Source organism: Sphingomonas swuensis, assembly GCF_039538045.1.
In the GTDB taxonomy this organism is placed as follows: domain Bacteria; phylum Pseudomonadota; class Alphaproteobacteria; order Sphingomonadales; family Sphingomonadaceae; genus Sphingomicrobium; species Sphingomicrobium swuense.
The window spans coordinates 805,148-827,533 of sequence record NZ_BAABBQ010000001.1; the positions used below are offsets into that span (position 1 = coordinate 805,148).

At 66.8% G+C, this 22,386-nt stretch carries 26 protein-coding genes and 1 pseudogene; 13 read left to right on the forward strand and 14 right to left on the reverse strand.

Annotation, left to right across the window (positions count from 1 at the left end):
* Positions 1-194: 194 nt before the first annotated feature.
* A complete protein-coding gene (locus tag ABD727_RS04035; RefSeq protein WP_344706095.1) occupies positions 195-1,268 on the reverse strand; it encodes an outer membrane protein in 1,074 nt (357 codons plus the stop codon).
* A gap of 270 nt (positions 1,269-1,538) precedes the next feature.
* Here ABD727_RS04035 and ABD727_RS04040 point away from each other — a divergent pair, with 270 nt between their 5' ends.
* The 3 genes from ABD727_RS04040 (at position 1,539) to ABD727_RS04050 (ending at position 2,465) form a co-directional block, all read left to right on the forward strand.
* Positions 1,539-1,835, forward strand: coding sequence for a hypothetical protein (locus tag ABD727_RS04040; RefSeq protein WP_344706096.1), 297 nt, complete (start codon positions 1,539-1,541; stop codon positions 1,833-1,835).
* Positions 1,836-1,903: 68 nt separating this feature from the next.
* Positions 1,904-2,068, forward strand: a complete 165-nt coding sequence (locus ABD727_RS04045; protein ID WP_344706097.1) for a hypothetical protein — start codon at positions 1,904-1,906, stop codon at positions 2,066-2,068.
* 82 nt (positions 2,069-2,150) lie between these two features.
* Positions 2,151-2,465: a hypothetical protein gene (locus ABD727_RS04050; RefSeq protein ID WP_344706098.1), complete on the forward strand. Its 315-nt coding sequence runs from the start codon at positions 2,151-2,153 to the stop codon at positions 2,463-2,465.
* A 223-nt stretch (positions 2,466-2,688) separates the two neighbouring features.
* On the opposite strand, the gene ABD727_RS04055 is transcribed toward ABD727_RS04050, so the two are convergent.
* Entirely contained in the window at positions 2,689-3,420 is a 732-nt protein-coding gene (locus ABD727_RS04055) for a hypothetical protein (protein WP_344706099.1), read from the reverse strand.
* On the reverse strand, positions 3,417-4,616 hold the full coding sequence (locus tag ABD727_RS04060) for a toxic anion resistance protein (RefSeq protein ID WP_344706100.1): 1,200 nt from the start codon (positions 4,614-4,616) through the stop codon (positions 3,417-3,419). The genes ABD727_RS04055 and ABD727_RS04060 overlap by 4 nt, the downstream gene beginning before the upstream one ends.
* Positions 4,617-4,813: 197 nt before the next feature.
* Here ABD727_RS04060 and ABD727_RS04065 point away from each other — a divergent pair, with 197 nt between their 5' ends.
* Genes ABD727_RS04065 through ABD727_RS04075 form a run of 3 tightly spaced genes read left to right on the forward strand, consistent with a single transcriptional unit; the run spans position 4,814 to position 7,370 of the window.
* Positions 4,814-6,160 carry a pilus assembly protein TadG-related protein gene (locus ABD727_RS04065; RefSeq protein WP_344706101.1) on the forward strand — a complete coding sequence of 449 codons (1,347 nt, stop codon included), beginning with the start codon at positions 4,814-4,816 and terminating at the stop codon, positions 6,158-6,160.
* Positions 6,160-6,642, forward strand: a complete 483-nt coding sequence (locus ABD727_RS04070; protein ID WP_344706102.1) for a TadE/TadG family type IV pilus assembly protein — start codon at positions 6,160-6,162, stop codon at positions 6,640-6,642. The genes ABD727_RS04065 and ABD727_RS04070 overlap by 1 nt, the downstream gene beginning before the upstream one ends.
* Complete coding sequence (locus ABD727_RS04075) at positions 6,639-7,370, forward strand: TadE/TadG family type IV pilus assembly protein (protein WP_344706103.1); 732 nt, start codon at positions 6,639-6,641, stop codon at positions 7,368-7,370. The genes ABD727_RS04070 and ABD727_RS04075 overlap by 4 nt, the downstream gene beginning before the upstream one ends.
* On the opposite strand, the gene ABD727_RS04080 is transcribed toward ABD727_RS04075, so the two are convergent.
* Positions 7,367-8,128, reverse strand: coding sequence for an enoyl-CoA hydratase-related protein (locus ABD727_RS04080; protein ID WP_344706104.1), 762 nt, complete (start codon positions 8,126-8,128; stop codon positions 7,367-7,369). The two genes, ABD727_RS04075 and ABD727_RS04080, sit on opposite strands and share 4 nt — an antisense overlap.
* 60 nt (positions 8,129-8,188) lie before the next feature.
* Between ABD727_RS04080 and fsa the strand changes: the two genes are divergently transcribed.
* The 3 genes from fsa to ABD727_RS04095 are packed head-to-tail and all read left to right on the forward strand — an operon-like array spanning position 8,189 to position 10,346.
* Positions 8,189-8,842: a fructose-6-phosphate aldolase gene (gene fsa / locus ABD727_RS04085; RefSeq protein ID WP_344706105.1), complete on the forward strand. Its 654-nt coding sequence runs from the start codon at positions 8,189-8,191 to the stop codon at positions 8,840-8,842.
* 44 nt (positions 8,843-8,886) lie between these two features.
* A complete protein-coding gene (locus ABD727_RS04090) occupies positions 8,887-9,444 on the forward strand; it encodes a DUF484 family protein (protein ID WP_344706106.1) in 558 nt (185 codons plus the stop codon).
* The gene (locus tag ABD727_RS04095; RefSeq protein ID WP_344706107.1) at positions 9,426-10,346 is read left to right on the forward strand and encodes a tyrosine-type recombinase/integrase; all 921 of its coding nucleotides are present in this window, start codon (positions 9,426-9,428) and stop codon (positions 10,344-10,346) included. The genes ABD727_RS04090 and ABD727_RS04095 overlap by 19 nt, the downstream gene beginning before the upstream one ends.
* A gap of 153 nt (positions 10,347-10,499) precedes the next feature.
* Here the strand turns inward: ABD727_RS04095 and ABD727_RS04100 are convergent, their stop codons facing one another.
* From ABD727_RS04100 to rsmI, 5 genes and pseudogenes are all read right to left on the reverse strand, one after another.
* Positions 10,500-11,099 (reverse strand): DedA family protein, encoded by a 600-nt coding sequence (locus tag ABD727_RS04100; protein WP_344706108.1) that lies wholly within the window; start codon positions 11,097-11,099, stop codon positions 10,500-10,502.
* Positions 11,092-12,057, reverse strand: coding sequence for a glutathione synthase (gene gshB / locus ABD727_RS04105; protein WP_344706109.1), 966 nt, complete (start codon positions 12,055-12,057; stop codon positions 11,092-11,094). Before gshB ends, ABD727_RS04100 begins: the two co-directional genes overlap by 8 nt.
* Positions 12,058-12,109: 52 nt before the next feature.
* A pseudogene (locus ABD727_RS04110) lies at positions 12,110-12,454 on the reverse strand (YraN family protein); the annotation flags it as partial.
* Position 12,455: 1 nt separating this feature from the next.
* Positions 12,456-12,758, reverse strand: a complete 303-nt coding sequence (locus ABD727_RS04115; RefSeq protein ID WP_344706110.1) for a hypothetical protein — start codon at positions 12,756-12,758, stop codon at positions 12,456-12,458.
* Between the two features lie 128 nt (positions 12,759-12,886).
* Positions 12,887-13,720, reverse strand: coding sequence for a 16S rRNA (cytidine(1402)-2'-O)-methyltransferase (rsmI, locus tag ABD727_RS04120; protein WP_344706111.1), 834 nt, complete (start codon positions 13,718-13,720; stop codon positions 12,887-12,889).
* A 13-nt stretch (positions 13,721-13,733) separates the two neighbouring features.
* Here rsmI and ABD727_RS04125 point away from each other — a divergent pair, with 13 nt between their 5' ends.
* Together ABD727_RS04125 and ABD727_RS04130 are read left to right on the forward strand one after the other, a co-directional pair.
* Positions 13,734-14,846 (forward strand): penicillin-binding protein activator, encoded by a 1,113-nt coding sequence (locus tag ABD727_RS04125; protein ID WP_344706112.1) that lies wholly within the window; start codon positions 13,734-13,736, stop codon positions 14,844-14,846.
* A gap of 65 nt (positions 14,847-14,911) precedes the next feature.
* Positions 14,912-15,220, forward strand: a complete 309-nt coding sequence (locus ABD727_RS04130; protein ID WP_344706113.1) for a hypothetical protein — start codon at positions 14,912-14,914, stop codon at positions 15,218-15,220.
* Here the strand turns inward: ABD727_RS04130 and hemW are convergent.
* The 3 genes from hemW to rph are packed head-to-tail and all read right to left on the reverse strand — an operon-like array spanning position 15,190 to position 17,653.
* Positions 15,190-16,353, reverse strand: a complete 1,164-nt coding sequence (gene hemW / locus ABD727_RS04135; RefSeq protein ID WP_344706114.1) for a radical SAM family heme chaperone HemW — start codon at positions 16,351-16,353, stop codon at positions 15,190-15,192. The two genes, ABD727_RS04130 and hemW, sit on opposite strands and share 31 nt — an antisense overlap.
* Positions 16,338-16,946: an RdgB/HAM1 family non-canonical purine NTP pyrophosphatase gene (rdgB, locus tag ABD727_RS04140; RefSeq protein WP_344706115.1), complete on the reverse strand. Its 609-nt coding sequence runs from the start codon at positions 16,944-16,946 to the stop codon at positions 16,338-16,340. Before rdgB ends, hemW begins: the two co-directional genes overlap by 16 nt.
* Entirely contained in the window at positions 16,943-17,653 is a 711-nt protein-coding gene (gene rph, locus ABD727_RS04145) for a ribonuclease PH (RefSeq protein WP_344706116.1), read from the reverse strand. Before rph ends, rdgB begins: the two co-directional genes overlap by 4 nt.
* 78 nt (positions 17,654-17,731) lie before the next feature.
* On the opposite strand from rph, the gene hrcA reads away from it, so the two are divergent.
* Both hrcA and grpE read left to right on the forward strand, forming a co-directional pair.
* On the forward strand, positions 17,732-18,763 hold the full coding sequence (gene hrcA / locus ABD727_RS04150) for a heat-inducible transcriptional repressor HrcA (RefSeq protein WP_344706117.1): 1,032 nt from the start codon (positions 17,732-17,734) through the stop codon (positions 18,761-18,763).
* 2 nt (positions 18,764-18,765) lie between these two features.
* Positions 18,766-19,302, forward strand: coding sequence for a nucleotide exchange factor GrpE (grpE, locus tag ABD727_RS04155; RefSeq protein ID WP_344706118.1), 537 nt, complete (start codon positions 18,766-18,768; stop codon positions 19,300-19,302).
* A 60-nt stretch (positions 19,303-19,362) separates the two neighbouring features.
* Here grpE and ABD727_RS04160 read toward each other — a convergent pair whose 3' ends face one another.
* Together ABD727_RS04160 and ABD727_RS04165 are read right to left on the reverse strand one after the other, a co-directional pair.
* Complete coding sequence (locus ABD727_RS04160) at positions 19,363-21,786, reverse strand: TonB-dependent receptor (RefSeq protein ID WP_344706119.1); 2,424 nt, start codon at positions 21,784-21,786, stop codon at positions 19,363-19,365.
* A gap of 121 nt (positions 21,787-21,907) precedes the next feature.
* Positions 21,908-22,375, reverse strand: coding sequence for a vgr related protein (locus ABD727_RS04165; RefSeq protein WP_344706120.1), 468 nt, complete (start codon positions 22,373-22,375; stop codon positions 21,908-21,910).
* Positions 22,376-22,386 lie beyond the last annotated feature (11 nt).

The window sequence follows — 22,386 nt, forward strand, 5'->3', positions numbered from 1 at the left end:
CCCCGTGGCGCAGCCATGGGAATCGGAACCGCTGCCGAAGGCGGTGGTGTAGCGGCGGATACCCTTCTTCGATGCCCGGGGTTCGACTGAGCCCTCTCGCCCATAAGAAAAGGCCGGCGATCCGAAGATCGCCGACCTCTCTTCCAACCCTCGGAAAGGCTGCCGAAGCTGCCTTTCCGATGAGCCGCGTTCGCTTAGCCACGCACCGGAGCGGGCGGCGGCGGGGGCGGCGGGGGCGGGGGAACCGGGCACACGTCGGTCGCGAGAACCACCGACCCGTCCGGGCAGGTCTGGGTCTGCGGCGGCGGCGGGGGCGGAGGCGCAGCCTCGACCACCGGCGGCGGCGGCGGCGGAAGGACTTCCTCGCGAGCGCCACCGAAGTTGAACGCCAGGCTCAGAAGCAGGCTGTGCGACGAGAAGCGGTTGTCGAAATCGCCGCTCGCAGTGGCCGTGCGGGTGAAGTTGACGTTGGTCGAACCAACGGCAGCCGGACCGCCCGGAACGGCGACGTTCGGCACGACCGCGGTGCGGGTCGAGCTGAAGGCAACCGAGCCCGGATCGAAGTCGAGGCGGCCGGTGCGGAAGTAGCGATACTTCAGGCCGATATCGACATTGTCGCTGACCGGGAAACGGACGCCGGCGATGCCCTGGTAGGCCCAGGCGTTGTCACGGTCGCCGAACATCTTGACGCGAGCGCGGCCGATACCGCCACCAGCGTAGAAGCCCGGGCCGCCGTTGCCGCCGAGATCGAGCAGCGCGTTGACCATGCCCGAAAGCACGCTCACGCGGTTGCTGAGATCGAAGGCGTCGCTGTTGTCGACCGGGAAGACGAAGGTGGTGCCGGTGGTGCCGGTCGGGTTCAGGCCCGTGGCGACGCCGGTGGTGAAGGCCGAGTCGGCCTCGAACGACTTGATGCGCGAACGCTTGTAGCCGAGCTCACCTTCGAGGCGGAAGCCACCGAAGTCGTAGCCGGCGACGGCGTCGACGTCATAGCCGCGCTTGAACTTGGTGCGGGTGTTGCCGTTGATGGCAGTCGGCACGGTGGTCAGCGTGGTCGGCAGGGTGCCAACGACGCCCACGTTCGGAGCCGTGACGGCGGTGCCGGCAGCGGGTGTCTGAACGGTCTGGGTGAAGACCGTGGTGACGTTGTCGTTCTGCTTCTTCGGGAAGAGGACGCCGCCCTCGATTCCGAAGTAGCCGCCGGTCTGGGCGGCGGCGGGCGAAGCGACGACAATCGCCGCTCCAGCCGCAAGTAGGTACATGCGCATCGTTTGATCTCTCTCTTTATTGCGAAGATGCGACCGGCCAACTGGTCTGGCGGAAAATGGCTCCCGATTGCTGTGGGTCTAAACTCAGGAAAGCCGGAGAGTGATGCATTTCTGCAACGCTTTTCAGGACCAGATTCTGCTGCTGGCAGGAACGCCACGCGCCGCCTGTCTTGCGCACATCGATGGTCTTCCCATTTGAGAAGCAAGACGATGCAAGGACTTGGCACTCAACCCCGGGCAAGAAGCCGCGCCATCGCTGCGCTTCTCGCAATGCTTTACGGGGTCCTTGCAGGGTTCAGCGTCATTCCGGCGGCCGCGGAGGCGCGCGGAACGACTGCCTTCGAGATCCTCGGCCGCCAGCCCGCGCTCGCCATTGCGACCAGCGGCGGCAAGCAGGTTGCCAAGGCCAAGCGCCCGGCGCCCGAGCCGTTCCTTACTCCCTCGACCACCACGCCGACCGTCCTCTGCGATCTTCGCCCGCACCTTACTGAGGGCCGCGAACCGTCGGCCCGCGGAACGGCACGGATCTCCCTTCCCTATCGTGCGCGGGCCCCTCCCGCCGTCTGATCGTCCCCGACCCGAACACGATCAGACACGCCGGGGCCGCTGTGCCCACGGCAGCAAGGGAAACTATCATGTCCACGCAAGCCATCCGGCTGACCGCCCTCCACTATGATGTGGAGCGCGCCATCTCGCGCGAACTCTCCAAGTCGCGTCCCAATGCACTTCGGCTGTTCCGGCTCCGCCGGACCAAGGGCCTGCTCAAGGATCGCTTCAGGCGGCTGATCCGCCGCGCCTGAGCGCGGGACCTTCCGCAACCAGCTGAATCAATCAGGCGCGAGCGGGCACGGACCCGCTCGCGCCCAAGCCACGAGTATGTTCATGACCACCGAAACCGGGCGCGCCAGAGTGGCGGACGACCCCGACGCTCTCGCGCGTCTCGACGAATTGCTGACTGCCTACCCCGACCTTCCGCCTTCGACGACGCAGGAGGTCGGAATTCTGCTCAAGGGCCTCGGTCCGCTCGATACGGGGCTGCTCTCGGCGAATGCCGCCGCCTGGGCTAAGGCGGAGCGCTTTCGCAGCGACCATCCCGCCATCTTCCGCGCCAGTTGGAAGCTTCGCTTGCTGTGGTTCGCGCTCACCATCGCCTTCATCCTCTTCGTCGTCCTGCTGTGGGATGTGGCGCTGGACTGAGGCGGATGCCGGGGCGGGCGGGCACATGCGCCCGCTCCGGCAAATTACTTGCGAAGTAGGACTTCGCATGATTGGCTAACCCAAGGGGTTCGTCTGAATTGCTTTCCGTTTATCCAGCCTCGGAGCAGGCGGCTGCATTGGGGTTCTGCAAAACGAGGGCGGGGCGACGGCGCGACACCCCCGCCACCTATGAACTTCGTGAACTTCGTGAACTTCGCCGCGATCAGGCGTTCCCGCCCGAGCCGTATTTGCTCTCGATGAAGCGGCCCTGGGTCTGGAAGGCGTCGAGGTCGCGCTTGGCGAGCCGCGCGCTGACGTCGCCGAGTGCCGACCGGCTCGCCGTCAGTCCCTCGACCAGCCGCTGGTCGATCGTCTTGCCCTCGGCATCGGCTTCGGCACGGTAGGCGGGGGGCACGTTGGCGTAGCGGTCGATGAGGCCAGGCAGGTGCACGCTCATCAGCCGCCGCGCTTCCTGCGCGTCGGGGTCGTGGACGTCGGTCCGGGCGAGGGTCTGGCGGAGCGTGCCGAGCTCGGCGCTGATCGAATCGACAACGTTCTGCGCCGGAGCGGGGAGGGCACGGCGGTTCTGGTAGAGGTAGCTTCCGAACCGCTGCACCATCGCGTCGTTGGGCAGGTCGGCGGGGACGGTCGGCGCGGTCGCGTCCTTCAGCACATCGTGGAAGAAGATCGCCATCGCCAGCGCGCCCGCGAGGCCGACCGCGGCGAGGAAGCCGAACATGCCGATCGGCATGAACAGGCCGACGATGATGGTCAGCACGCTGATCACCAGCACGATCATCGCCGCCTTGCTCAGCGCGCGGCCGGTCCGCTCGAGCTTCAGCCGCCGTTCGCGCCCGGCCTGCAGGGCGAGCGGCCCTTCCTTCTCGTCGATGACCGTCATCACCCGCTCGAAGCGGGCGAGCGCGCGTCCGACCTTGTCCTCGCTCTCGCTCACTTGGCGTCGAGCGCGGTGAAGGCGGGTGCCGCCTCGAGCCGGCCCTGGCTCGCTCCCTCAGCCCGGGCGATGTAGCCGCGGCTCTTCTCGACCTCGTTGCCGAGCGTGTTGACCGTCTGCTTCATGTTCTCGAGCGCCTTCAGCTTGAAGGTGTCGATCGAATCCATCGTGTCGTAGATGTTCTGGAACGCCCGCTGCAGCGTCTCAAGCGGGATGGTCGAGCTCGCCGCCTGCTCGTGGATCGCCGCCGACTGGGTCTTCAGCATCGAGCCGGTCGAGTCGATCATGTTGGCGGTAGTCGTGTTGAGCGCGCCGATCTGCTCGAGCACCAGTTTCTGGTTGGTCAGTGCCTGCGCGACGGTCACAGCGGTGCGAAGCGCCGCCACCGTGGTGGTCGAGGCGCGGTCGACGCCCTTCACCAGCTCGACATTGTTCTTCTTGACGATGTCGAGCGCGAGATAGCCCTGCACCGTGACCGCCATCTGGGTGAGGAGATCGGTGGTCCGCTGGCGGGTGTAGAAGAGCGCGGTCTCGCGGATCGCCTTCGCCTTGGCCGGTTCGGTCGCGTCGAGTTCGTTGGCCTTGTCCTCGAGCTTGGCATCGAGCGCCTTGGAGATGTGGATCATCTGCTCGAGCCGATGCATCGTCTTCCACAGGTTGGCGCGCTCGGTGTCGATCGCCGCATTGTCCATCAGCAGCTCGTCCTTGCCGTTGGCCAGGCTTCCGAGGATCTGCTGGATGTGGGTCTGCGAGCTGCGATACTTGTCGAAGTAGCGGTCGATCCGGTTGCCCATCGGGATGATCCCGAGGAACTTGCGGGGCACGCTCGCGCCCTTGGGATCGAGTGCCTCAACCGTCCGCCGAAGCTCGGTGAGATCGGCGCCGATGCCCGTGTCCTTGTCGATCGCCTTCACCGGCCGGTCGAGGAAACGGTTGGAGGCGCCCGCCGCCTCGGCGATCTCCTTCCGGCCCATCGCGGTCAGCTGGTCGACTTTCTTGCCGAACTCAGGGCTGTTTGCATCCAGCGCGACCAGTTCCGACACGAAGCTGTCGACCTTGCTCTCGAGTTCGGTCCGCTCGCCATCCTTGAGCGGCACGAGGCCAGCGGCCTCCTGCGCCACCACGGGCTGCAGCACTTCGGGCGGCTCCAGCTTGAGCTTGGTCGCGGTGGTGGTCTCGGCTGCGGTCGTCGCCATCATTCTCCCCTTCTCGAGCACCGTCATGGCGGTGGACCCGCCACGGCGCAAGAAGCTCACTGTATTGTAGGTCTAGCACAGTGACGCTTCAAGACGGCAGCGCGTCAACGGCACGTTAACCGCATCTTCAAGGACTTCGCTCACCTTGTTGGTCGTAGAGCGGACGCAACCGTTCCCACTTTTCCGCGAGGAACCGAATGCTGCGACTGCTTAAGAAGCTCCGGCGCGACGAGCGGGGCAACATCCTGATCATCACTGCGGCGGCCATGCCGCTGCTGCTGGCAGGGGCCGGGCTCGCCACCGACACGATCCAATGGGCGCTGTGGAAGCGCCAGCTCCAGCGTGCCGCCGACTCCGCCGCCATCGCCGGAGTCTACGAGCGCAACGCTACAGCAATGGGCGCGGATACGGGCGTCGTCGCCGCGGTCAATCGCGACCTCGCCCTCAACCAGCATGCCGGAATCCTGCTCGGATCGCCTGAAGTCGACACCTCGATCGAGGATACGCCGGCACCCGATCGGCGGACCAACCAGGTCGAAGTGACTCTCAAGTTGCAGAAGGCGCTGCCGTTCAGCTCCTTCTTCATGAGCGCGGCGCCGGTGATCACCGTCAGGGCCCGCGCGGCGAGCGTGCCGGGGGCCGGCGAATATTGCGTGATCGCGCTCGACAGCCGCGACGTGGTCGGCGCCGACATCGGCGGCAGCACGACAGTCGATCTGGGCAACTGCTGCCTGATCGCCAACAGCACGCACAGCAACCAGGCCTTCAAGAACACCGGCGACGGCTCGACCGTCACGGCGGGCTGCATCGCGGCCGTTGGCGGCGTCGAATATTCCAAGTCGGCCAACTGGAAGGTGAAGAACTACTATCCGTACAGCGAGCCGGCGGCGGATCCCTATGCCAATCTTCCAACGCCGACGAGCGCGAATTGCGACGGCTCCCCGATCACCATCTCGTCCAAGCAGGCGGATTACCCGATCGACCGGGCGGCTTCCGGTGAGGACACCGGCAAGATCATCTGCATCAATGGCGGGTTCGACGTGAAAGGGGCGCTGACGCTTGGCGCCGGTACCTACGTCATCAACACGAGCAGCGACAAAGACGACCTGACGATGAACACGACGGGTGCCAGCATCACCTGTGACGGCTGCACCATCATCATGACCAACTTCACCAACCGGGCCCAGACCGGCAACTTCCGGTTCACCGGTGGAACCCTCAACGTCAAGGCTCCGACGGGAGACGGCGAGCCTTACAAAGGTGTCGCGCTCTACCAGGACCGTATGGCCACCGATGATGGCAAGCGCGGGACGAACCACGTCAACGGCAACAATACGTCCGGCATTCAGGGCGTGATGTACATGCCCAATCGCTCCCTGCTCTATAACGGCGGCGGCGGCGTCGCGCAGCAGAAGTGCATGCAGATCGTCGCGCGCCGGGTCGACTTCACCGGCAACAGCGGCTTCAAGATGGGCAGCACCTGTGGCGGGGCCGGGATCACCGGCCAGACCGGTGGCGGCTGGCTCGTCAGGCTGGTCGCGTGATGCGCCCGCTACGTCATCTTGGCCGCGACGAGCAAGGTGCCGCGATCATCGAGCTCGCACTCTGCGCACCGATCCTGGCCGCACTCGTCATGGGCGCCTCCGACCTCGGCCTTGCCTACAGCCGCAAGCTTGCGCTCGAGCAGGGCGCGCAGCGTGCGGTCGAAAAGGTCATGCAGACGACCCAGCTGGCGACGGTGCAGACGACCATTGCCGACGAGGTCGCGCTTCAGGCCGGCGTGAATGCCAGCCAGGTCACCGTCACTTTCCCAAAATATTGCGATGGTCGCAGATTGCCCGACAAAGGCCGTGACGCCGACGGCTTCGCCATCGGCTCCTGCGAAGCCGGCGAGAAAGCATCGCACTACATCCAGGTCGACGTGCACGAAGAATATGACCCCCTGTTTCCGACCATCCCGATCGGGGTCAAGCTCGCCAACGGGAACTATCTGGTCACCGCGTCGGCAGGAATGAGGACGAAATGAGCAAGCCCTCCGTCATTCGCGATAACAGTGGTGCAACGACCGTGGAAATGGCGTTCGCCTTTCCCGTATTCATCGTCATGGTCTGGATGATGGTCCAGGCCGGGCTGGTGTTCCGCGCGAATTCGGGCATCCAGCATGCGCTCGGGCAGGGCGCACGCTTCGCGACGCTTTACCCCACCCCTGCTGACACCAAGATCGACGAGGCGATGAACGCCGCGGTTTACGGCATTGGCCCGGGCGTATTCGCCACCACCGTCACCGATGTTCCCGCCGACGGCTACAAGGACCTTCGGGTTACCTACACCCAGCCGACCGACCTCCTGCTCTTCAAGGGGCCGACGATCACCGTCACCAAGTCGAAGCGGGTGTGGATTGCTGGCGGGCTGAGGACGGCGTCAGGCAGCGGGGCTGGAAGCGAACTGTCGCCAGGCACCCCTGCGCCGTCGCCGACTTCGCCGACGACGCCCACCACGCCGACGACTCCGACGACTCCGACGACGCCGGTTCCGTCACCCACGCCGGCTCCGGCTCCGGCCCCATTGCCGACACCCACCCCGACGCCGACTCCCACTCCAACGCCGACTGTCACTCCGACGCCAGCACCTGCGCCAGCACCAGCGCCAGCTCCGGCACCGTCGCCCGGCAACAGCGGGAACAGCAACGGACAGGGCAACAACGGAAACAATGGGAACGTCAATTGCACCAAGTCGAACGGAAAGGCGTGCTAGCGGGCTGACCGCGCCGCGAAGAAGCTGGTGATGGCGTGCCTGACCTCGTCGGAGGTCAGGCGCTCCGAGAAGTGACCATTCTCCCACTCCATCCGCTCGAGGATCTCGTCGTGTGCCTGGCCGCGTAGCAGCCGCTGGGTAAGGCGTACCGCCTCGGTCGGGCGGGACAGAAGCATGGCGACCACTCGGTCGAGGGTCTCGCCCAACGTTCCTCCGGCCGCGCGATGGGTGACGAGGCCGAAGCGTTCGGCCTCGTCGACGCCGAAGGCCTCGCCGAGCAGGAGGTACTTCGCCGCGAGCTGACGCCCGGCAAGGCGCGGGAGGATCAAGGAGCTGGCAGCCTCGGGCACCAGGCCAAGCTCGGTGAAGGGCATCTTGAAGCGGGTGCCTTCCTCCGCGACGACCAGGTCGCAGTGGAACAGCATGGTGGTGCCGATCCCGACCGCATTGCCGTGAACGGCGGCGATCAGCGGCACCTTGTTGGTCGCGAGTGCACGCAGCAGACGCCACACCGGAATGTCGGTCTGCCCGTCCTGCGGCATCTCCTTCATGAAGTCGGCAAGGTCGTTGCCGCCGGTGAAGTCGACGCCTTCGCCCTCGAGGGTAATGACCCGCAACTCCGGATCGTCCTGTGCGCTGGAGATGGCGTCGGCGAGAGCGGCATACATTGCCACGGTAATGGCATTGCGGCGCTCGGGCCGGTTCAGCGCGATTCGCAGGTGAGGTCCGCGACGTTCGATGAGGACATGTTCGGTCATGGACGCTGTTGTGCCGCCCCGCTAAGCGCAGGGCAACCGCACTCGAGGATCATAGAAGCCATGAAGTTCTTCGCCGATACCGCCGATCTCGCCGACATCCGGGAGCTGATGGACAGCGGTCTCCTCGATGGCGTGACCACCAACCCGAGCCTGATCATGAAGTCGGGCGGCGACTTCATCGAGACGGTGACCGAGATCGCGCGCATCTGCCCCGGCCCGGTCTCCGCCGAGGTGGTCGCACTCAATCATGCCGAAATGATGCGCGAAGCCGAGGTGCTTCGGAAAATCGCCGAGAACATCACCATCAAGGTCCCGCTGACCCTCGACGGGCTCAAGACCTGCAAGGCGCTGAGCGGCGAGGGGACGATGGTCAATGTGACTTTGTGCTTCTCGGCCAACCAGGCATTGCTCGCCGCCAAGGCGGGAGCGACCTTCGTTTCGCCGTTCGTCGGTCGTCACGACGACGTCGGCTATCCGGGCATGGAGCTCATCGCCGACATCCGGATGATCTACGACAATTACGATTTCGGCACCGAAATCCTGGTCGCCAGCGTCCGTAATCCGATCCACGTCCACGAGAGCGCCAAGCTCGGCGCCGACGTGATGACCGCGCCGCCCTCGGTCATCAAGGCGCTTTTCAACCATCCGCTGACCGACAAGGGCATCGCCGGCTTCCTCAAGGACTGGGAAGCGACCGGGCAGAAGATCGGCTGATCAAGGGCACTGGACGTTAACCTTCCCGCGCCTAGACTTGCGGCATGGGACAACTCCTCTCCTTCGAGGATCATGCACTCGCCCGCCTCCGCGCGCGCGCCGAGGCGGCCGAGGAAGCGCGCGAGGACCTGCTCGCCTTTGCTCGCGGGCAGAGCGGGGCCGTCGCGGCCATCCACCAGGCGGTATTGGCCGGGATGGAGGCATCCAGCTTCGAGCATCTGCTGCACATCGTGGTGCAGGAATGGCCGCTGATTCTCGGGCTTGATGCGGTCGCGCTCGGGCTGATCGTCGGCAAGCGCGGCTTCCGGGTCGACAGCAGCGGGGTGCAGCATACCGAGGCGGCGCTGCTCCGGCAGTGGCTCGCCGCTGCAGAGCCCGTCGAGCTTCGCACCGTGATCCGCGGTCATGCCCTGTTCGGACCGGCCTGCGACCTCATTCGCGCGGAAGCCCTGGTACGCCTGCCCGATGCGCTGCCCGAGACCCTGCTCCTGCTCGGCCAGCGCGAGGAGCAGCCACTCGACGCGCGTCACGGGTCCGAACTGCTGCTGTTCCTCGGCGCGGCGCTTGGCGCTATGCTCCGCCGGTGGACGCTGATCGACTGACCGAGACGCGGGCGCTTGCCGTCCGCTTCGACCAAGTGCTTCGGCTCGATCGGCGGCGCAGCCCGCACACCGCACGCGCCTACGTCGCCACCGCGCATCGCCTGATCGACTTCCTTTCCGGCTACCATGGCGAACCGCCGAGCCCGTCTTCGCTGCTCGCCCTGCCGCCCGCCGATCTTCGGGCCTTCCTGGCAGCCCGGAGAGGCGAGGGGCTCGGTCCCGCGGCCGCAGCGCGCGAGATGTCCGCCGCCCGTGCCTTCCTGCGCTTTGCCGCCGAGCAGCAGGGGGAGATTCCGGCCCTGCCCAAGGTCCGGGCTCCCAAGCGCCCACGAACCCTCCCACGTCCCGCGGCGCCCGCCGACGCGGTCGCACTCGCCGAGGAGACCGGGGCGATGGCACGGTCAGAGTGGATCGCCGCTCGCGATACCGCGCTGCTGCTCCTACTCTACGGATCGGGCCTGCGGATTTCCGAAGCCTTGGCCCTGCCCGCCAGCGTCCATCCGCTCGGCGGGACCGTTCGCGTTCTGGGCAAGCGCGGCAAGACGCGCGTGGTGCCGGTCCTTCCGCTCGTCGCCGCGGCCGTCACCGATTATGTCCGGCTCTGTCCGTGGCCGCTGGAGCGCGACCTGCCGCTGTTCCGCGGCGCCAAGGGCGGACCGCTCAGCGCCGACGTGGTCCGCCGGGCGGTGGCGCTGGCGCGGCGCCAGCTCGGGCTTGACGACCGGCTGACGCCACATGCGCTTCGCCACAGCTTCGCGACTCATCTGCTCGCCGGGGGCGCCGACCTGCGCACGCTTCAGGAATTGCTCGGGCATGCGAGCCTGTCATCGACCCAGATCTACACGGCGGTGGACGCCGCGCATCTGCTCGACGTCTACCGGACCGCGCATCCGCGAGCGTGATCGGGGTCGTCGAGACGGCGACACTGTGTGGGGATTCAGGACCAGCCGCCTCGACAGTCCCGGACTGAAGGGGAGGGGCTTAACGGGGCGCTAAACAGCCGAATTGGTCCGAATGGCCCTCAGCCAAACGGCCGAAAGCTCATCCATTTCGGATCACTCATCCGGCTGGAAGCGGATCACCCGCCAGACATAGCCGACCAGCAGCACGACCAGGATGGCGTTGCTGACGGGCCCGAGCCACTCGTCGACCTCGGTGAACTGACCGCGCAGTTCGTAGCCCGCAAAGGCGAGGGCGGCGGTCCAGCCGGCCGTGCCGATGGTCGAGGCGATGCAGAAGGTCTTGAACCGCATCTTGAGCAGCCCGGCCGGAACCGAGACGAGGCTCCGAACCGTCGGGAGCATGCGCCCGAGAAAGACGAAGAAGGTGCCGTTCGCCTTGAACCAGCGCTCGGCTCGCTCGACCTCCTCCCAGTTCATGGTGACCCAGCGACCGTAGCGGTCGATCAGCGGCTTCAGGCGAATGATCCCGAGGGCGCGGGCGGCAAGGTACCAGACGATGTTGCCGAGCATCGCGCCGGCAGTCCCGCTGGCGATCACGCCGCCAAGGCTCATGCTGCCCTTGGCCGCGGCAACGCCCGCAACCGGCATGATCACCTCCGAGGGGATCGGCGGGAAGACCGTTTCGAGGAACATCAGGAACCCGACCGCAAGGTAGCCGGACTGCTCGATCATGCGGATGACCCAGTCACCCACGGGTGTTAGCTTCCCTGGCGAGCTTGGCCTCGATCGCGTCCCAGATGAGCGAGGCGCTGTCGATCCCGTCGAAGCGGTCGAGCGCCACCAGCCCGGTCGGCGAGGTCACGTTGATCTCGGTCAGCATGCCGCCGATCACGTCGATCCCGACGAATAGCAGGCCGCGCGCCTTGAGCTCGGGGCCGAGCGCGGCGCAGATCTCGCGCTCGCGGGCGCTGAGCTCGGTGCGGTGAGCGGTCCCGCCCGCCGCGAGGTTCGATCGGATCTCGCCGTCGCCGGGCACCCGGTTGATGGCGCCGATCGGCTCGCCGTCGACGAGGATGATCCGCTTGTCGCCCTCGCTGACTGCCGGAAGGAAGGCCTGCGCGATGAAGGGCTCTTTCCATACATCCGAGAAGAGTTCGGCGAGCGCCTTGAGATTGCTGCCGTCGCGGCCGATCCGGAACACCGCCGCGCCGGCATTGCCATGCAGGGGCTTGAGGACGATCTCGCCGTGGCGCGCATGGAAAGCGGTCAGTTCGTCGAGGCTGCGTGTGATCAGCGTCGACGGCATGAAGCGCGCGAAGTCGAGCACGAACAGCTTTTCGGGCGCGCTCCGGACGTTGGCGGGATCGTTCACCACCAGCGTCCTGCCCTCCAGCCGCTCGAGCAAATGCGCCGCGGTAATATAAGCGATGTCGAACGGAGGATCCTGGCGCATGAGAACGACGTCGATGTCTTCGACCAAATCGATGACGACCGGCGGCTCGGCGGTGAAGTGGCCACCGTCCACCCGCTGCACCCGGATCGGAGTCGCAAGCACCCGCACCCGCCCATCCTCGTAGGTGAGGGCGTCGGCGGAGTAATGGAACAGGCTTGCTCCCCGTGCCTGCGCGGCAAGCATCAGCGCGAAGGTTGAGTCGCCGGCAATGTTGATGGATTCGAGCGGATCCATCTGGACCGCGACGCGCAGGGTCATGATTGCTCCCAGGGATGGCTGGCCCGCCCCTTAGTGGGATGCTCGGCTCCTGTCATCCGTTCCACACGTCGACCAGATGCCGCGGCCAGCGGCGCGGGACCATCAGGACGACGTCGATCCGGACGCTGTCCGCCTTGCCGAGGAATCGCGGCAACAGGAGATTGGCGGCATCGGCAACGCGGCGGAGCCGCTGCCGATCGAGCGCGATCTCGGCCTGCGCCATGCTGCTGCGGGCCTTGACCTCGACGAAGGCAAGGACCGAGCCGCGCCGGGCGATCAGGTCCACTTCGCCAAGCCTGGTCTTCACCCGTCGCCCGAGGATCGTCCAACCCTTGAGCCGCAGATACCATGCGGCGAGCGTCTCCGCCCGCCGTCCACGTTGTTCGGCCTGGGCGCGGTCAGGGCGCGACGGGCGTCTCCGGAAGAGGGCAGCGCAGGTAGAGGGTCGACTTCTTGTCGGGTCCGACTTCGCGCATCCGGTCCGCCGAGACTCGCTCCACCCGGCGCACTTCCTCTCCGGTCACCTGCTCCTCGTCGCCGCCACCCTCGGCGTAGGCGATCTGGTGCCGTTCGAGGGTCGTTCCGTCGAGCGACCAGCGGCCGGTCACCTCGCCCTGCAGATACTGGCCGTCGGCCTGGTAGAAGAGCGCCTGCCAGCTCGCGCAGCCTTCCATCTGCTCGCCCTTGTCGGTGTCGGCCACCCACAGGCCCTTGAGCCAGTCTGCCGACGGGGCTTTGACCGTAGCGCTTGCTGCGGCTCGACGGGGTGAGGATGCGGTCCGCGGACGGGTTGCAGGCGGCGCGGCGGCAAGGAGGAGTGCGGTGAGGATCATTTCGCAAGCTGTAACGCACGCTCGTAAACGAGTTTCCGTTTGATCCCAAGCTGCTGCGCCACTGTTGCAGCGGCGCGGCTGGGGCTCTCCGTGAGCATCGCCTGCCTGAGGGCTTCGTCGAGCTGGTCGGCACTCGCTGCCTCGGGCGGCGCCGGCGGAGCGATCACGATCACGATCTCTCCCCGGGGCGGGGCCTCCCCATAGCGCGCCGCCAATTGGCCTAAACTGCCGGTGCGGCATTCCTCGTGCATCTTGGTCAGCTCGCGGGCGACCGCCGCGTCGCGGTCGCCGAGACCGTCGGCAAGCGCCTTGAGCGAAGCCGCGAGGCGTGGGCCGCTCTCGTAGAGCACGAGGGTGGCCCTGACCGCCGCCACCTCTGCGATCGCGTCGGCCCGTGCCTTCTCCTTGGGTGGGAGAAAGCCCAGGAAGAGGAAGCGATCGGTCGGAAGACCCGCGAGCGTCAGAGCGGCGACGGCGGCGCAGGGACCGGGAATGGTGACGACCTCGTGTCCGGCTGCCCGGGCATCGCGCACGAGCTTGTAGCCCGGATCGCTGATGAGGGGCGTGCCTGCGTCGCTGACGAGAGCGATTGCTTCCTCGCCGAGGCGCGCGACGATCGCCGCCCGGTCGGCCTCGTCGCTGTGATCGTTGTAGGTCCGCATCGGCGGTCGCGGCTCAACCCCCGCGACCAGCCGCGCCGAGACCCTTTTGTCCTCCGCCAGGATCAGGCTGGCGCGCGCAAGCGTGTCGGCTGCACGTGGCGACAGATCGCCCAAGTTGCCGATCGGGGTGGCAACGATGTAGAGGCCAGGGCGCAGGGGCTCGGACATGCGTGGAGGCGTCATGGCAATCTCTTTCTCAGCGGCGCTGGGCAGGCGCCACCTTCTTGTCGCGACGCTCGCCGCCAGCCTGCTTGCCGGCTGCGCGACCCGTCCTGGTGGACGACCCGTCGCGCCCGGCGCTCCCAAGGTCAACCGGGTCGCGGTGCTGGTTCCGATGAGCGGGGGTGACGCGGTCGTCGGCCAGGCGCTCGGCAATGCCGCCAGACTGGCCTTGTTCGACAGCAAGAGCACGGCATTCGAGCTGAGCTTGTTCGATACTGCGGAGGCGGGAGCGGCCGTCGCGGCGTCGCGGGCCATCGCCGGCGGCAACGACCTCATTCTCGGCCCGTTGCTGTCGGAGGACGTGCGCCAGGTCACGCCGATTGCCCAGCGTGCCCGAGTCCCGGTGATCGCCTTCAGCAACGATGCGAGCGCCGCGGCGCCTGGCACCCATATCCTCGGCTTCACCCCCAATCAGGCGATCGAGCGCGTAGTCGCTCAGGCTGCCTCGTCCGGCGCACGGCGCTTCGCCGCGCTTGTTCCGACCAGCACCTACGGCCAGCGCTCGGCGCAGGCCTTCGCGGTGGCGGTCCAGCGGGCGGGAGGACAGGTCGTCGGTATCGAGACCTACGCGAGGTCCGAGGACGCCCGCGGCGCGGCCCGTCGTCTCGGCTCGCGACCCTATGACGCGGTTCTCGTTGCCGACTCGCCTCGTTCGGCGGCGCTTGCCGCTCCCGCCATTCGCTCGGGTGCGCGCATCCTCGGCACCGAATTGTGGGCCTCGGGCAACCCCGGCAGCACCGCTCGCCTGCGCGGCTCCTGGTATGCCGCTCCGACTCAGGGCCGCTGGAGCCAGTTCGTGCAGCGCTACCGGGCGCGCTACTCGAGCGCGGCGCCGCCACGGATCGCAAGCCTCGGCTATGATTCGGTGCTCCTCGCGGTCCGCGCCTCGCGCAACTGGCCGGTCGGGCGCCGCTTTCCGGTGGGTGCCATCGCCGACCGCGAGGGTTTTGCCGGAGTCGACGGGATCTTCCGCTTCCGGTCCGACAATGTCGCCCAGCGCGCCTTCGAGGTGCGCAGCGTGACCGCGACCGGATCAACCCTCGTCTCTCCGGCGCCCACCTCCTTCCCTTGAGGGACTAGCCAAGCGCAAAAACGTGAGTCATTCTTCCCCGGCAACAACTTACGGGGGGCCGAAAGATGTTCACGGGAGCGTTGATGGTGATGGCCGCCGCCGCGGCTCAGGCGGATGGATCGGTGCAGCGCAAGGCGTTCATCGCCTGCCTGCGGACAGCGGTGACCAAGGCACAGGACGAGAAGAAGACCGCCGCCGACTTCGAAGGCATGGCCCGCGCCGAGTGCGGTGCCCAGCTCAGCGCCTTCCGGGGGGCGCTGGTCAGCTTCGATATTCGCAACGGTCGTCCGCGCAAGCCCGCGGAGACTGACGCCGACAGCCAGATCGGCGACTATATCAGCAGCTATTCGGAACGCGTCACGCCGCCGAGCTGAGGATCCGCGACCAGCCCGAGGATGGTGTCGAGCAGCAGTCGGCCAGCCGGCGTCGTGCGGAGCCGTGCGCCGGCCCACTCCAGGTGACCGCTCGCGACCAGCCGTTCGACTGCCGCACGATCGAGCAGTTGTGACAGGCCGAAGCGGTCGGCGATCGCTTCCGGATCGATGCCTTCGGCGAGCCGCAGGCCCATGACCAGTGCCTCGTCGGCGGCCTCGATCGGCGACAGGGGCGCTTCCTCGACCATGCCGTGGCCATTGCGCGCCATGCCCGAAAGAAAGTTCTCGGGCTTGCGATGGCGAACGGTTCGCTCGCCGAGGCGTCGGCCGTGCGCGCCTGGACCCACGCCGACATAGTCGCCGTAGCGCCAGTAGGTGAGGTTGTGGCGGCTCTCCTCACCCGGCCGCGCGTGATTGCTGATCTCGTAGGCAGGCAGACCCTGGGCTTGAGTCAGCGCGGCGGTCAGCTCGAACAGGTCCGCGGCAGCGTCGCTGTCGAGCGGAGCGAGCTTGCCCGCGGCATGAAGCGCGGCGAAGCGCGTGCCCGGTTCGATCGTCAGCTGATAAAGCGAGAGATGGCCGGTCCCGAGCGAAAGCGCCCGGCCGAGCATCGAGCGCCATTCCTCGGCGCTTTGCCCCGGCAAGGCATAGATGAGGTCGAAGCTGACGCGGGCGAAGTGCCGCTGCGCGACGTCGAGTGCTGCCAATCCTTCGCGGGCAGAATGGGCACGGCCGAGGAAGCGCAGTGCATTGTCGTCGAGCGACTGGAGGCCGAGGCTCACCCGGTTGACTCCCGCAGCAGCGAGGTCGGCAAATCGCTCGGCCTCGACGGAGGACGGGTTGGCTTCGAGCGTGACTTCGAGCTCGTCGTCCACCTCCCAGTGCTTCTTCGCCGAAGCGATCAGTGCTTCGGCGGTGACCGGGTGCATCAGCGAGGGCGTGCCGCCGCCAAAGAAGATGCTGGTCAGCCGCCGTCCGGGCAGCAGAGCCGCCTCATGAGCAAGGTCGGCGAGCAGCGCATCGCGCCACGCATTCTGGTCGATGCTGTCGCGAACGTGGCTGTTGAAGTCGCAATAGGGGCATTTGCTGACGCAGAACGGCCAGTGGATGTAGAGCGCTAGGTCCGAAGCCATGCCACCAGTTGCTCGAACGCCTGGGCGCGATGGCTCATCGCATGCTTGGCCTCGGGCGCCATCTCGCCGAAGGTCAGTTCGTGGCCGTGAGGAACGAAGACCGGATCGTAGCCGAACCCGTTGTCGCCGCGCGGCGGCCAGACGAGGTGACCGAAGACCTTGCCCTCGAAGCTCTCGATCCGCCCGTCGGGCCAGGCGAGCGAGAGGGCGCAGGTGAAGTGCGCGTCGCGTCCCGCTTCCTCGCCGGCCGCCCGAAGCGCCGCTTCGACCTTTTCCATCGCGTGACCGAAGTCGCGTCGTCCGCTCTCGTCCTCGGCCCAGCGCGCCGAGTGGATCCCCGGCTGGCCGTTCAGCGCGTCGACGCTCAGCCCGCTGTCGTCGGACAAAGCGGGAAGGCCGCTGAGATCGGCCGCGGCCCGCGCCTTGAGCTCGGCATTGGCGACGAAGCTCGTCCCGGTCTCCTCGGGCTCGGGGAGGTCCAGTTCGGCCGCGCCGACACACTCGATCCCGAACGGCGCCACCAGCGCGCGGATCTCGCGCAGCTTGCCCTCATTGTGGGTCGCGATGACCAGCTTCGGGCCGACGGGGGTCACCGGCCGCAGGCCCTGCGCTGCGCCTCGAAGATCTCGCCGCAGCCGATGCGAGCCAGGCGGAGAAGGCGAAGGAGCCCCTCCTCGTCGAAGGTCGCGCCTTCAGCCGTCAGCTGCGCCTCGACGATCGCGCCGTCGGCGGTGAGCACGAAATTGCCGTCGCTGCCGGCGTTCGAATCCTCGATATAGTCGAGGTCGAGCACCGCCGTGTCATTGTGGAAGCCGCAGCTCACCGCTGCGACCTGGGTGCGGATCGGGTCGGCGCTGAGCTTGCCCATGATCCCGTCGACTGCAAGGCGAAGCGCGACCCAGGCACCCGAGATGGCCGCCGTCCGGGTCCCGCCGTCCGCCTGGATGACGTCGCAGTCGAGCACGATCTGGCGCTCGCCGAGCAGCGACAGGTCGGTGACCGCGCGCAAGCTGCGACCGATCAGCCGCTGGATCTCCTGCGTGCGGCCCGACTGCTTGCCCTTGGCAGCCTCGCGCGCGCCGCGGGTGTGGGTGGCCCTCGGCAGCATCCCATATTCGGCGGTGACCCAGCCCTGGCCCTTGCCGCGAAGGAACGGCGGCACCTTCTCCTCGAGGCTGGCGGTGACCAGCACCCGGGTCTCGCCGAAGCTTACGAGACAGCTCCCCTCGGCATGCTTGGTGAAGCCGGGCTCGAAGCTCAGGGTCCGCATCTGGTCGGGGGCGCGGCCGGATGGGCGCATGGGGTCATTCTCCTGATGATGGTTCGCGAGCGCCCTTACCGGATTGAGGGGCCGTGTCACACCTCCTACATGCTGCCCATGACGCCGCCGCTGCCCGAACTGACGACCCGCATGCGCGACATCTTCGGGCTGGTGGTCGAGGCCTATCTCGATCGCGGACTACCGATCGGGTCGAAGGCGCTTACCGGCTCGGTGAACCTTTCGCCCGCCTCGATCCGCTCGGTCCTGGCCGAGCTCGAGGATCGCGGGCTGCTCACCCATCCGCACACGTCCGCCGGTCGCATCCCGACGGAAAGCGGGCTTCGACTGTTCGTCGACGGGATCATGCAGGCGCATCTGCCGAGCGCGGAGGAACGCGCCGCGATCGAGCATCAGATGCGCGATCGGCCGATCGAGGAAGCGCTCGCTAACGCCACCGCAGCGCTGTCGGGCCTGTCGGCTTGCGCAGGCGTGGTGGTCGCCCCAAAGTTCGAGCGGCGCCTTCGCCAGCTTGCCTTCGTGCCGCTCGGCCCGGGACAGGCGCTCGCGGTGCTGGTCGCCGAGGATGGCAGTGTCGAGAACCGGGTGGTCGATCTTCCTCCCGGAATGTCGGCGCCCGCGCTGGCCGAGGTCGGCCAATTCGTTTCCGCTCGCCTGACCGGCATGACCCTCGGCGAAGCCGAGGGTCGGCTCCGGCTGGAGATCAAGGAGCGGCGCGAGGCGCTCGATGCCGCTGCTGCAGAACTGGTTGCGACCGGCCTTGCCGAGTGGCGTGACGATGGTCCGGCGAGGCCCGTTTTGATCGTGCGCGGGCAGGCAAATCTCCTCGACGAGGTCGCCGCACTCGACCTCGAGCGGGTGCGCAAGCTGCTTGACGAACTGGAAGACCGGCAGGAAATTGTCCGCCTGCTCGAAAGCGCCCGGGAGGGGGAGGGCTGCCGTATCTTCATCGGATCGGAAAACCGGATGTTCGCCTTGTCGGGTTCAAGCGTCATCGCCGCACCCTATCGGGGAGCGGAGGGCCGGGTGGTCGGAGTGGTGGGAGTCATCGGGCCGACTCGGTTGAACTATGCGCGGATCGTTCCCATGGTGGACTATACAGCGCAGGCACTCACCAGATTGATGGGATAGGAATGAACAAGCTTCACGAAGAGGCCGAGGAAATCCGTGCGGAGACCGCGGAGGATGCTCCCGAATTGCAGGAGCATGACCAGCTCGCCCAGCTTCAGAAGGAGCTGGAGGAGGCTCAGGCCAAGGCACTTTATGCCGCGGCGGAGATCCAGAACGTGCGCCGCCGCTCTGACCAGGAGCGACTGCAGGCGGTCGCCTACGCCAACACCGGCTTTGCCCGCGACATCCTGAGCGTGAAGGACAATCTCGATCGCGCCTTGTCGCATGTGCCCGAGGGTGCGCGCGAGGACGAGCGGTTCAAGGCCTTCATCGAGGGCATCGAGGCGACCTCGCGCGAGCTCGACTCGGTGTTCGCGCGCAACGGCGTGACCCGGATCGAGGCCAAGGGGCAGGCGCTGGATCCCAACAAGCATCAGGCGATGATCGAGATTCCGTCCGATGCGGAAGCCGGCACGATCATCGAGGAGATGCAGGCCGGCTACATGCTCAAGGATCGCCTGCTCCGGCCGGCCCTTGTCGGTGTCGCCAAGGCGGGCTGATCCCCTCCAGGCAGACCTTCAGAGGGGCGGCGCACTCACCCGAGCACGCCGCCCTTCTCGTTAGCGGCCGAACTTCTGCCGCAGGGTAATGCCGACTTCCCGCGGTCGCCCGATGTTGTAGCCGAGGCGAGCCCGCCCGCCACGTTCACGATCGAAGGACAGCAGCGCATTCTCATCGAACAGGTTGTTGGCGTAGACCTGCACGCCAAGCCCGCTGTCGAAGTCGATGCCGGCCGAGAGGTTCACCAGATCGTAGGCCGGCAGCAGCAGGTTGACCCGCGTCGTGCCGGTGCCCGAAGCCCCATTGAAGGGCAGCCCCGAAACGAAGACCCGCGGATTATTCTCTTGGTCGGCCGGCTGGGTGTAGCGATTGCCGACCCTCTGCCAGCTGGCGCTGACGAACCACTCGCCGCTGTCGCGCAGTCGCCCGCCGTAGGTGGCGGCCGCCGCGAACTGATATTTGGGGACGCTCGGAAGGCGATTGCCGTTGCGAATGCCGGTGGCCGCCGCGAGGTCCGACCGCAAGGTCGTGTCGAACTCGGCCTGGACCATTGATCCCGAGAAGCTCAGGTCGAGACCTTGGGCCGGGCGGACGTTCAACTCGGCCTCGAGACCGCGCGTGTGGGCCTTCTCGACGTTGAACACCACCCGGCTCGAGCAGCTTCCGGCATCCAGCGTCACCTGGAGGTTCTTGATGTCGGTGTAGAAGGCGGCGGCGTTGAACGTCACCGGACCCTTGCTGTACTTGACCCCGCCCTCGTAGTTCCAGAGCGTCTCGTCGTCATAGTTCTGGAAGCCGCCGAACAGCGCCTCGTCGGCGTCCGAGCAGAGCGGAAGGTTGAGCGGGTCATTGACCCCGCCGAGTCGGAAGCCTTTCGCCGCCTGAAGGTTCACGGTCAGATTGCGGTCGGGCTCCCAGGACACGATTGCTCGCGGGCTGAAGCCGTTGGAACTGGTCTTGTCGCCCAGGCGGCGGTCACCGTTGGCGAACAACCCACCCGAGATGAAGTCCCGGCTTTCCGAAAAGTCGTAGAAGCGGCCGCCGCCGGTCACCTTGAGCTGACCGAAGTCGTATGTCGCCTCGCCGAACACAGCCTTCTGCTTGATGTCGTAGGGCAGGTCGGCATTGTAGGGCGAATTGGCGGGGAAGCCGTTGCTGACCGCCGCCGAGGTCCCTGCGCCGAGGACGGCGTCGGTGGCGGCATCGTAGCCCGAGGTCGGGAGGCGCTGCGAGTAGCGACGATCAACCGTCGAATAGAAGCCGCCGACGACCCACTGGAACGGTCCACTGTCGGCTGAGGACAGGCGGACTTCCTGGCTCCACTGCTCAAGACCGGTGGTGTCGACCAGGTTCGATGGCAGGTTCACGGCCGCGGCCGGATAGCCAAGGTCGACCGAGACCGACCCGGTAAGGGCCGAGGCGTCACGGCTCACCAGAATGTCACGGTCGATGTAGCTGGTGATGGACGTGAGCTCGACCGGTCCGAAGTCCGCGCTTGCCGTGAGATCGAAGAGGCGGGTCTTGTCCCGGAATTTCTCTCGCAAGAGCAGATACTGCTCGCGCTCGTCGAAGGTGCGCGAAGGGGTGGTGAACGGATTTGAGTAAAGGTTGAAGATCTCCTGCCGGTTGAAGCCGTCGGCCTCAATCTCCTGCAGCACCACGCGCGGAGTGATGCGGATGGTTTCGACCGGCTGCCAGAGCAGCGACAATCGGACGCCCTTGCGCTGCCCGTCATTGACGTCCTTGCCCGCAGCAGGTCCCACCGCATCGACGAAGCCGGCGAACTTGGTCGCATAGCCGACCACGCGCAGTGCGGCAGTGGCGCCCAGGGGAACGTTGACCGCAGCCTTGAGGTGACCACCCTGATCGCCATCGGCGAGCGTGTTCAGATTGGCCTCGACCAGGCCTTCGGTACGACCGAGCCGGGGCTGGTTGGTGATGTAGCGGATGGTGCCGCCGACGGAGCCAGAACCGAACAGCGTGCCCTGCGGACCGCGCAGCGTCTCGACCCGGTTGAGATCGAACAGATCGAAGTCAGGCGTGAATAGCGACAGCGAGACGACGCTCTCGTCGAGGTAGACGCCGACCTGCTCCTTCACGCCCGGCTGGTCGCGGACGATCTGCCCGGCGGAGACGCCGCGGACGCTGACCTGGCTCTGCCCCGGCCCGAGGTTCTGCACCTGGAGGCCGGCGACGTTGCGGCTGATGTCCTCGATCGTACCCGCGTTGGCGCGCTGGATGTCTTCCTGCGTCTGGGCATTGATCGAGAAGGGGACGTCCTGCACCGTCGACGCGCGCTTGGTGGCGGTGACGATGATGTCTCCGAGTCCGCGCTCATCCTGATCAGGCGACGGGTCGGGGACGGTGGCGGTTGCAGCTTGGGCCTGGCTTTCCTGCGCGGTCTGAGCCGAGGCAGGAGCGACTAGCGCAATGCCAGCGGTGGACGCGAGCAGGGCGCGGGCGGCGAGAGAGTTCAGGCGCATGGTTCCCCCCAATGCAGTTGTGCAACCAAGCGTAACTTTTCAGCGCCGGAGCGGCGAGGGGAAGAGAGCCGCCACATGCTTTTCGTTACGGAGCTGTTGCAATCTGGCGACAGGAAGCCGGTCAGAAAGGAAGGATCGCCTCGATCTCGGGCAGGTCGGCGGCGCGGAGCGGCTTGATGCCACGCCGCTGGAGAAAGCCGTGACGGACGAGCTCCGCCTGCTGCTCCAGTCCGTAGCGGAGGAACGGACGGCCTGGCCGGTAGGAGTAGGCATAGCGGCAAAAGGGGTGTCGCATCAGCGGAAGATAGTATCTGCCGGCCCGCTGCGCCTGCCAGACATGGGTCATCTCGTGGATGAAGAGGCCCTGCAGATTCCACTCGGCGGTGGCGAAGTCCTCGCGCCAGTGCGCATCTTGGGGATGAAAGTGGATGTGGCCACATGGGGCCATGACGATGCCCTTGGGCTGGAACGGCCACCACTTGCGCCGGACAAGCCGCACCGACCCGTAATCGACGGCCTCACCGAACACCGAGCGGGCCATCTCGACCTCCCCGGTGGTCAGCGGGCGTTCAGGGCTGCTCGTCGTCATGGGTCGTGAAA

Coding starts and splice junctions, on each gene's coding strand:
- ABD727_RS04035 (WP_344706095.1), bottom strand. CDS start 1,268: ATGCGCATGTACCTACTTGCGGCTGGAGCGGCGATTGTCGTCGCTTCG.
- ABD727_RS04040 (WP_344706096.1), top strand. CDS start 1,539: ATGCTTTACGGGGTCCTTGCAGGGTTCAGCGTCATTCCGGCGGCCGCG.
- ABD727_RS04045 (WP_344706097.1), top strand. CDS start 1,904: ATGTCCACGCAAGCCATCCGGCTGACCGCCCTCCACTATGATGTGGAG.
- ABD727_RS04050 (WP_344706098.1), top strand. CDS start 2,151: ATGACCACCGAAACCGGGCGCGCCAGAGTGGCGGACGACCCCGACGCT.
- ABD727_RS04060 (WP_344706100.1), bottom strand. CDS start 4,616: ATGGCGACGACCGCAGCCGAGACCACCACCGCGACCAAGCTCAAGCTG.
- ABD727_RS04065 (WP_344706101.1), top strand. CDS start 4,814: ATGCTGCGACTGCTTAAGAAGCTCCGGCGCGACGAGCGGGGCAACATC.
- ABD727_RS04070 (WP_344706102.1), top strand. CDS start 6,160: ATGCGCCCGCTACGTCATCTTGGCCGCGACGAGCAAGGTGCCGCGATC.
- ABD727_RS04075 (WP_344706103.1), top strand. CDS start 6,639: ATGAGCAAGCCCTCCGTCATTCGCGATAACAGTGGTGCAACGACCGTG.
- ABD727_RS04080 (WP_344706104.1), bottom strand. CDS start 8,128: ATGACCGAACATGTCCTCATCGAACGTCGCGGACCTCACCTGCGAATC.
- fsa (WP_344706105.1), top strand. CDS start 8,189: ATGAAGTTCTTCGCCGATACCGCCGATCTCGCCGACATCCGGGAGCTG.
- ABD727_RS04090 (WP_344706106.1), top strand. CDS start 8,887: ATGGGACAACTCCTCTCCTTCGAGGATCATGCACTCGCCCGCCTCCGC.
- gshB (WP_344706109.1), bottom strand. CDS start 12,057: ATGACCCTGCGCGTCGCGGTCCAGATGGATCCGCTCGAATCCATCAAC.
- rsmI (WP_344706111.1), bottom strand. CDS start 13,720: ATGTCCGAGCCCCTGCGCCCTGGCCTCTACATCGTTGCCACCCCGATC.
- ABD727_RS04125 (WP_344706112.1), top strand. CDS start 13,734: ATGGCAATCTCTTTCTCAGCGGCGCTGGGCAGGCGCCACCTTCTTGTC.
- ABD727_RS04130 (WP_344706113.1), top strand. CDS start 14,912: ATGTTCACGGGAGCGTTGATGGTGATGGCCGCCGCCGCGGCTCAGGCG.
- hemW (WP_344706114.1), bottom strand. CDS start 16,353: ATGGCTTCGGACCTAGCGCTCTACATCCACTGGCCGTTCTGCGTCAGC.
- rph (WP_344706116.1), bottom strand. CDS start 17,653: ATGCGCCCATCCGGCCGCGCCCCCGACCAGATGCGGACCCTGAGCTTC.
- hrcA (WP_344706117.1), top strand. CDS start 17,732: ATGACGCCGCCGCTGCCCGAACTGACGACCCGCATGCGCGACATCTTC.
- grpE (WP_344706118.1), top strand. CDS start 18,766: ATGAACAAGCTTCACGAAGAGGCCGAGGAAATCCGTGCGGAGACCGCG.
- ABD727_RS04160 (WP_344706119.1), bottom strand. CDS start 21,786: ATGCGCCTGAACTCTCTCGCCGCCCGCGCCCTGCTCGCGTCCACCGCT.
- ABD727_RS04165 (WP_344706120.1), bottom strand. CDS start 22,375: ATGACGACGAGCAGCCCTGAACGCCCGCTGACCACCGGGGAGGTCGAG.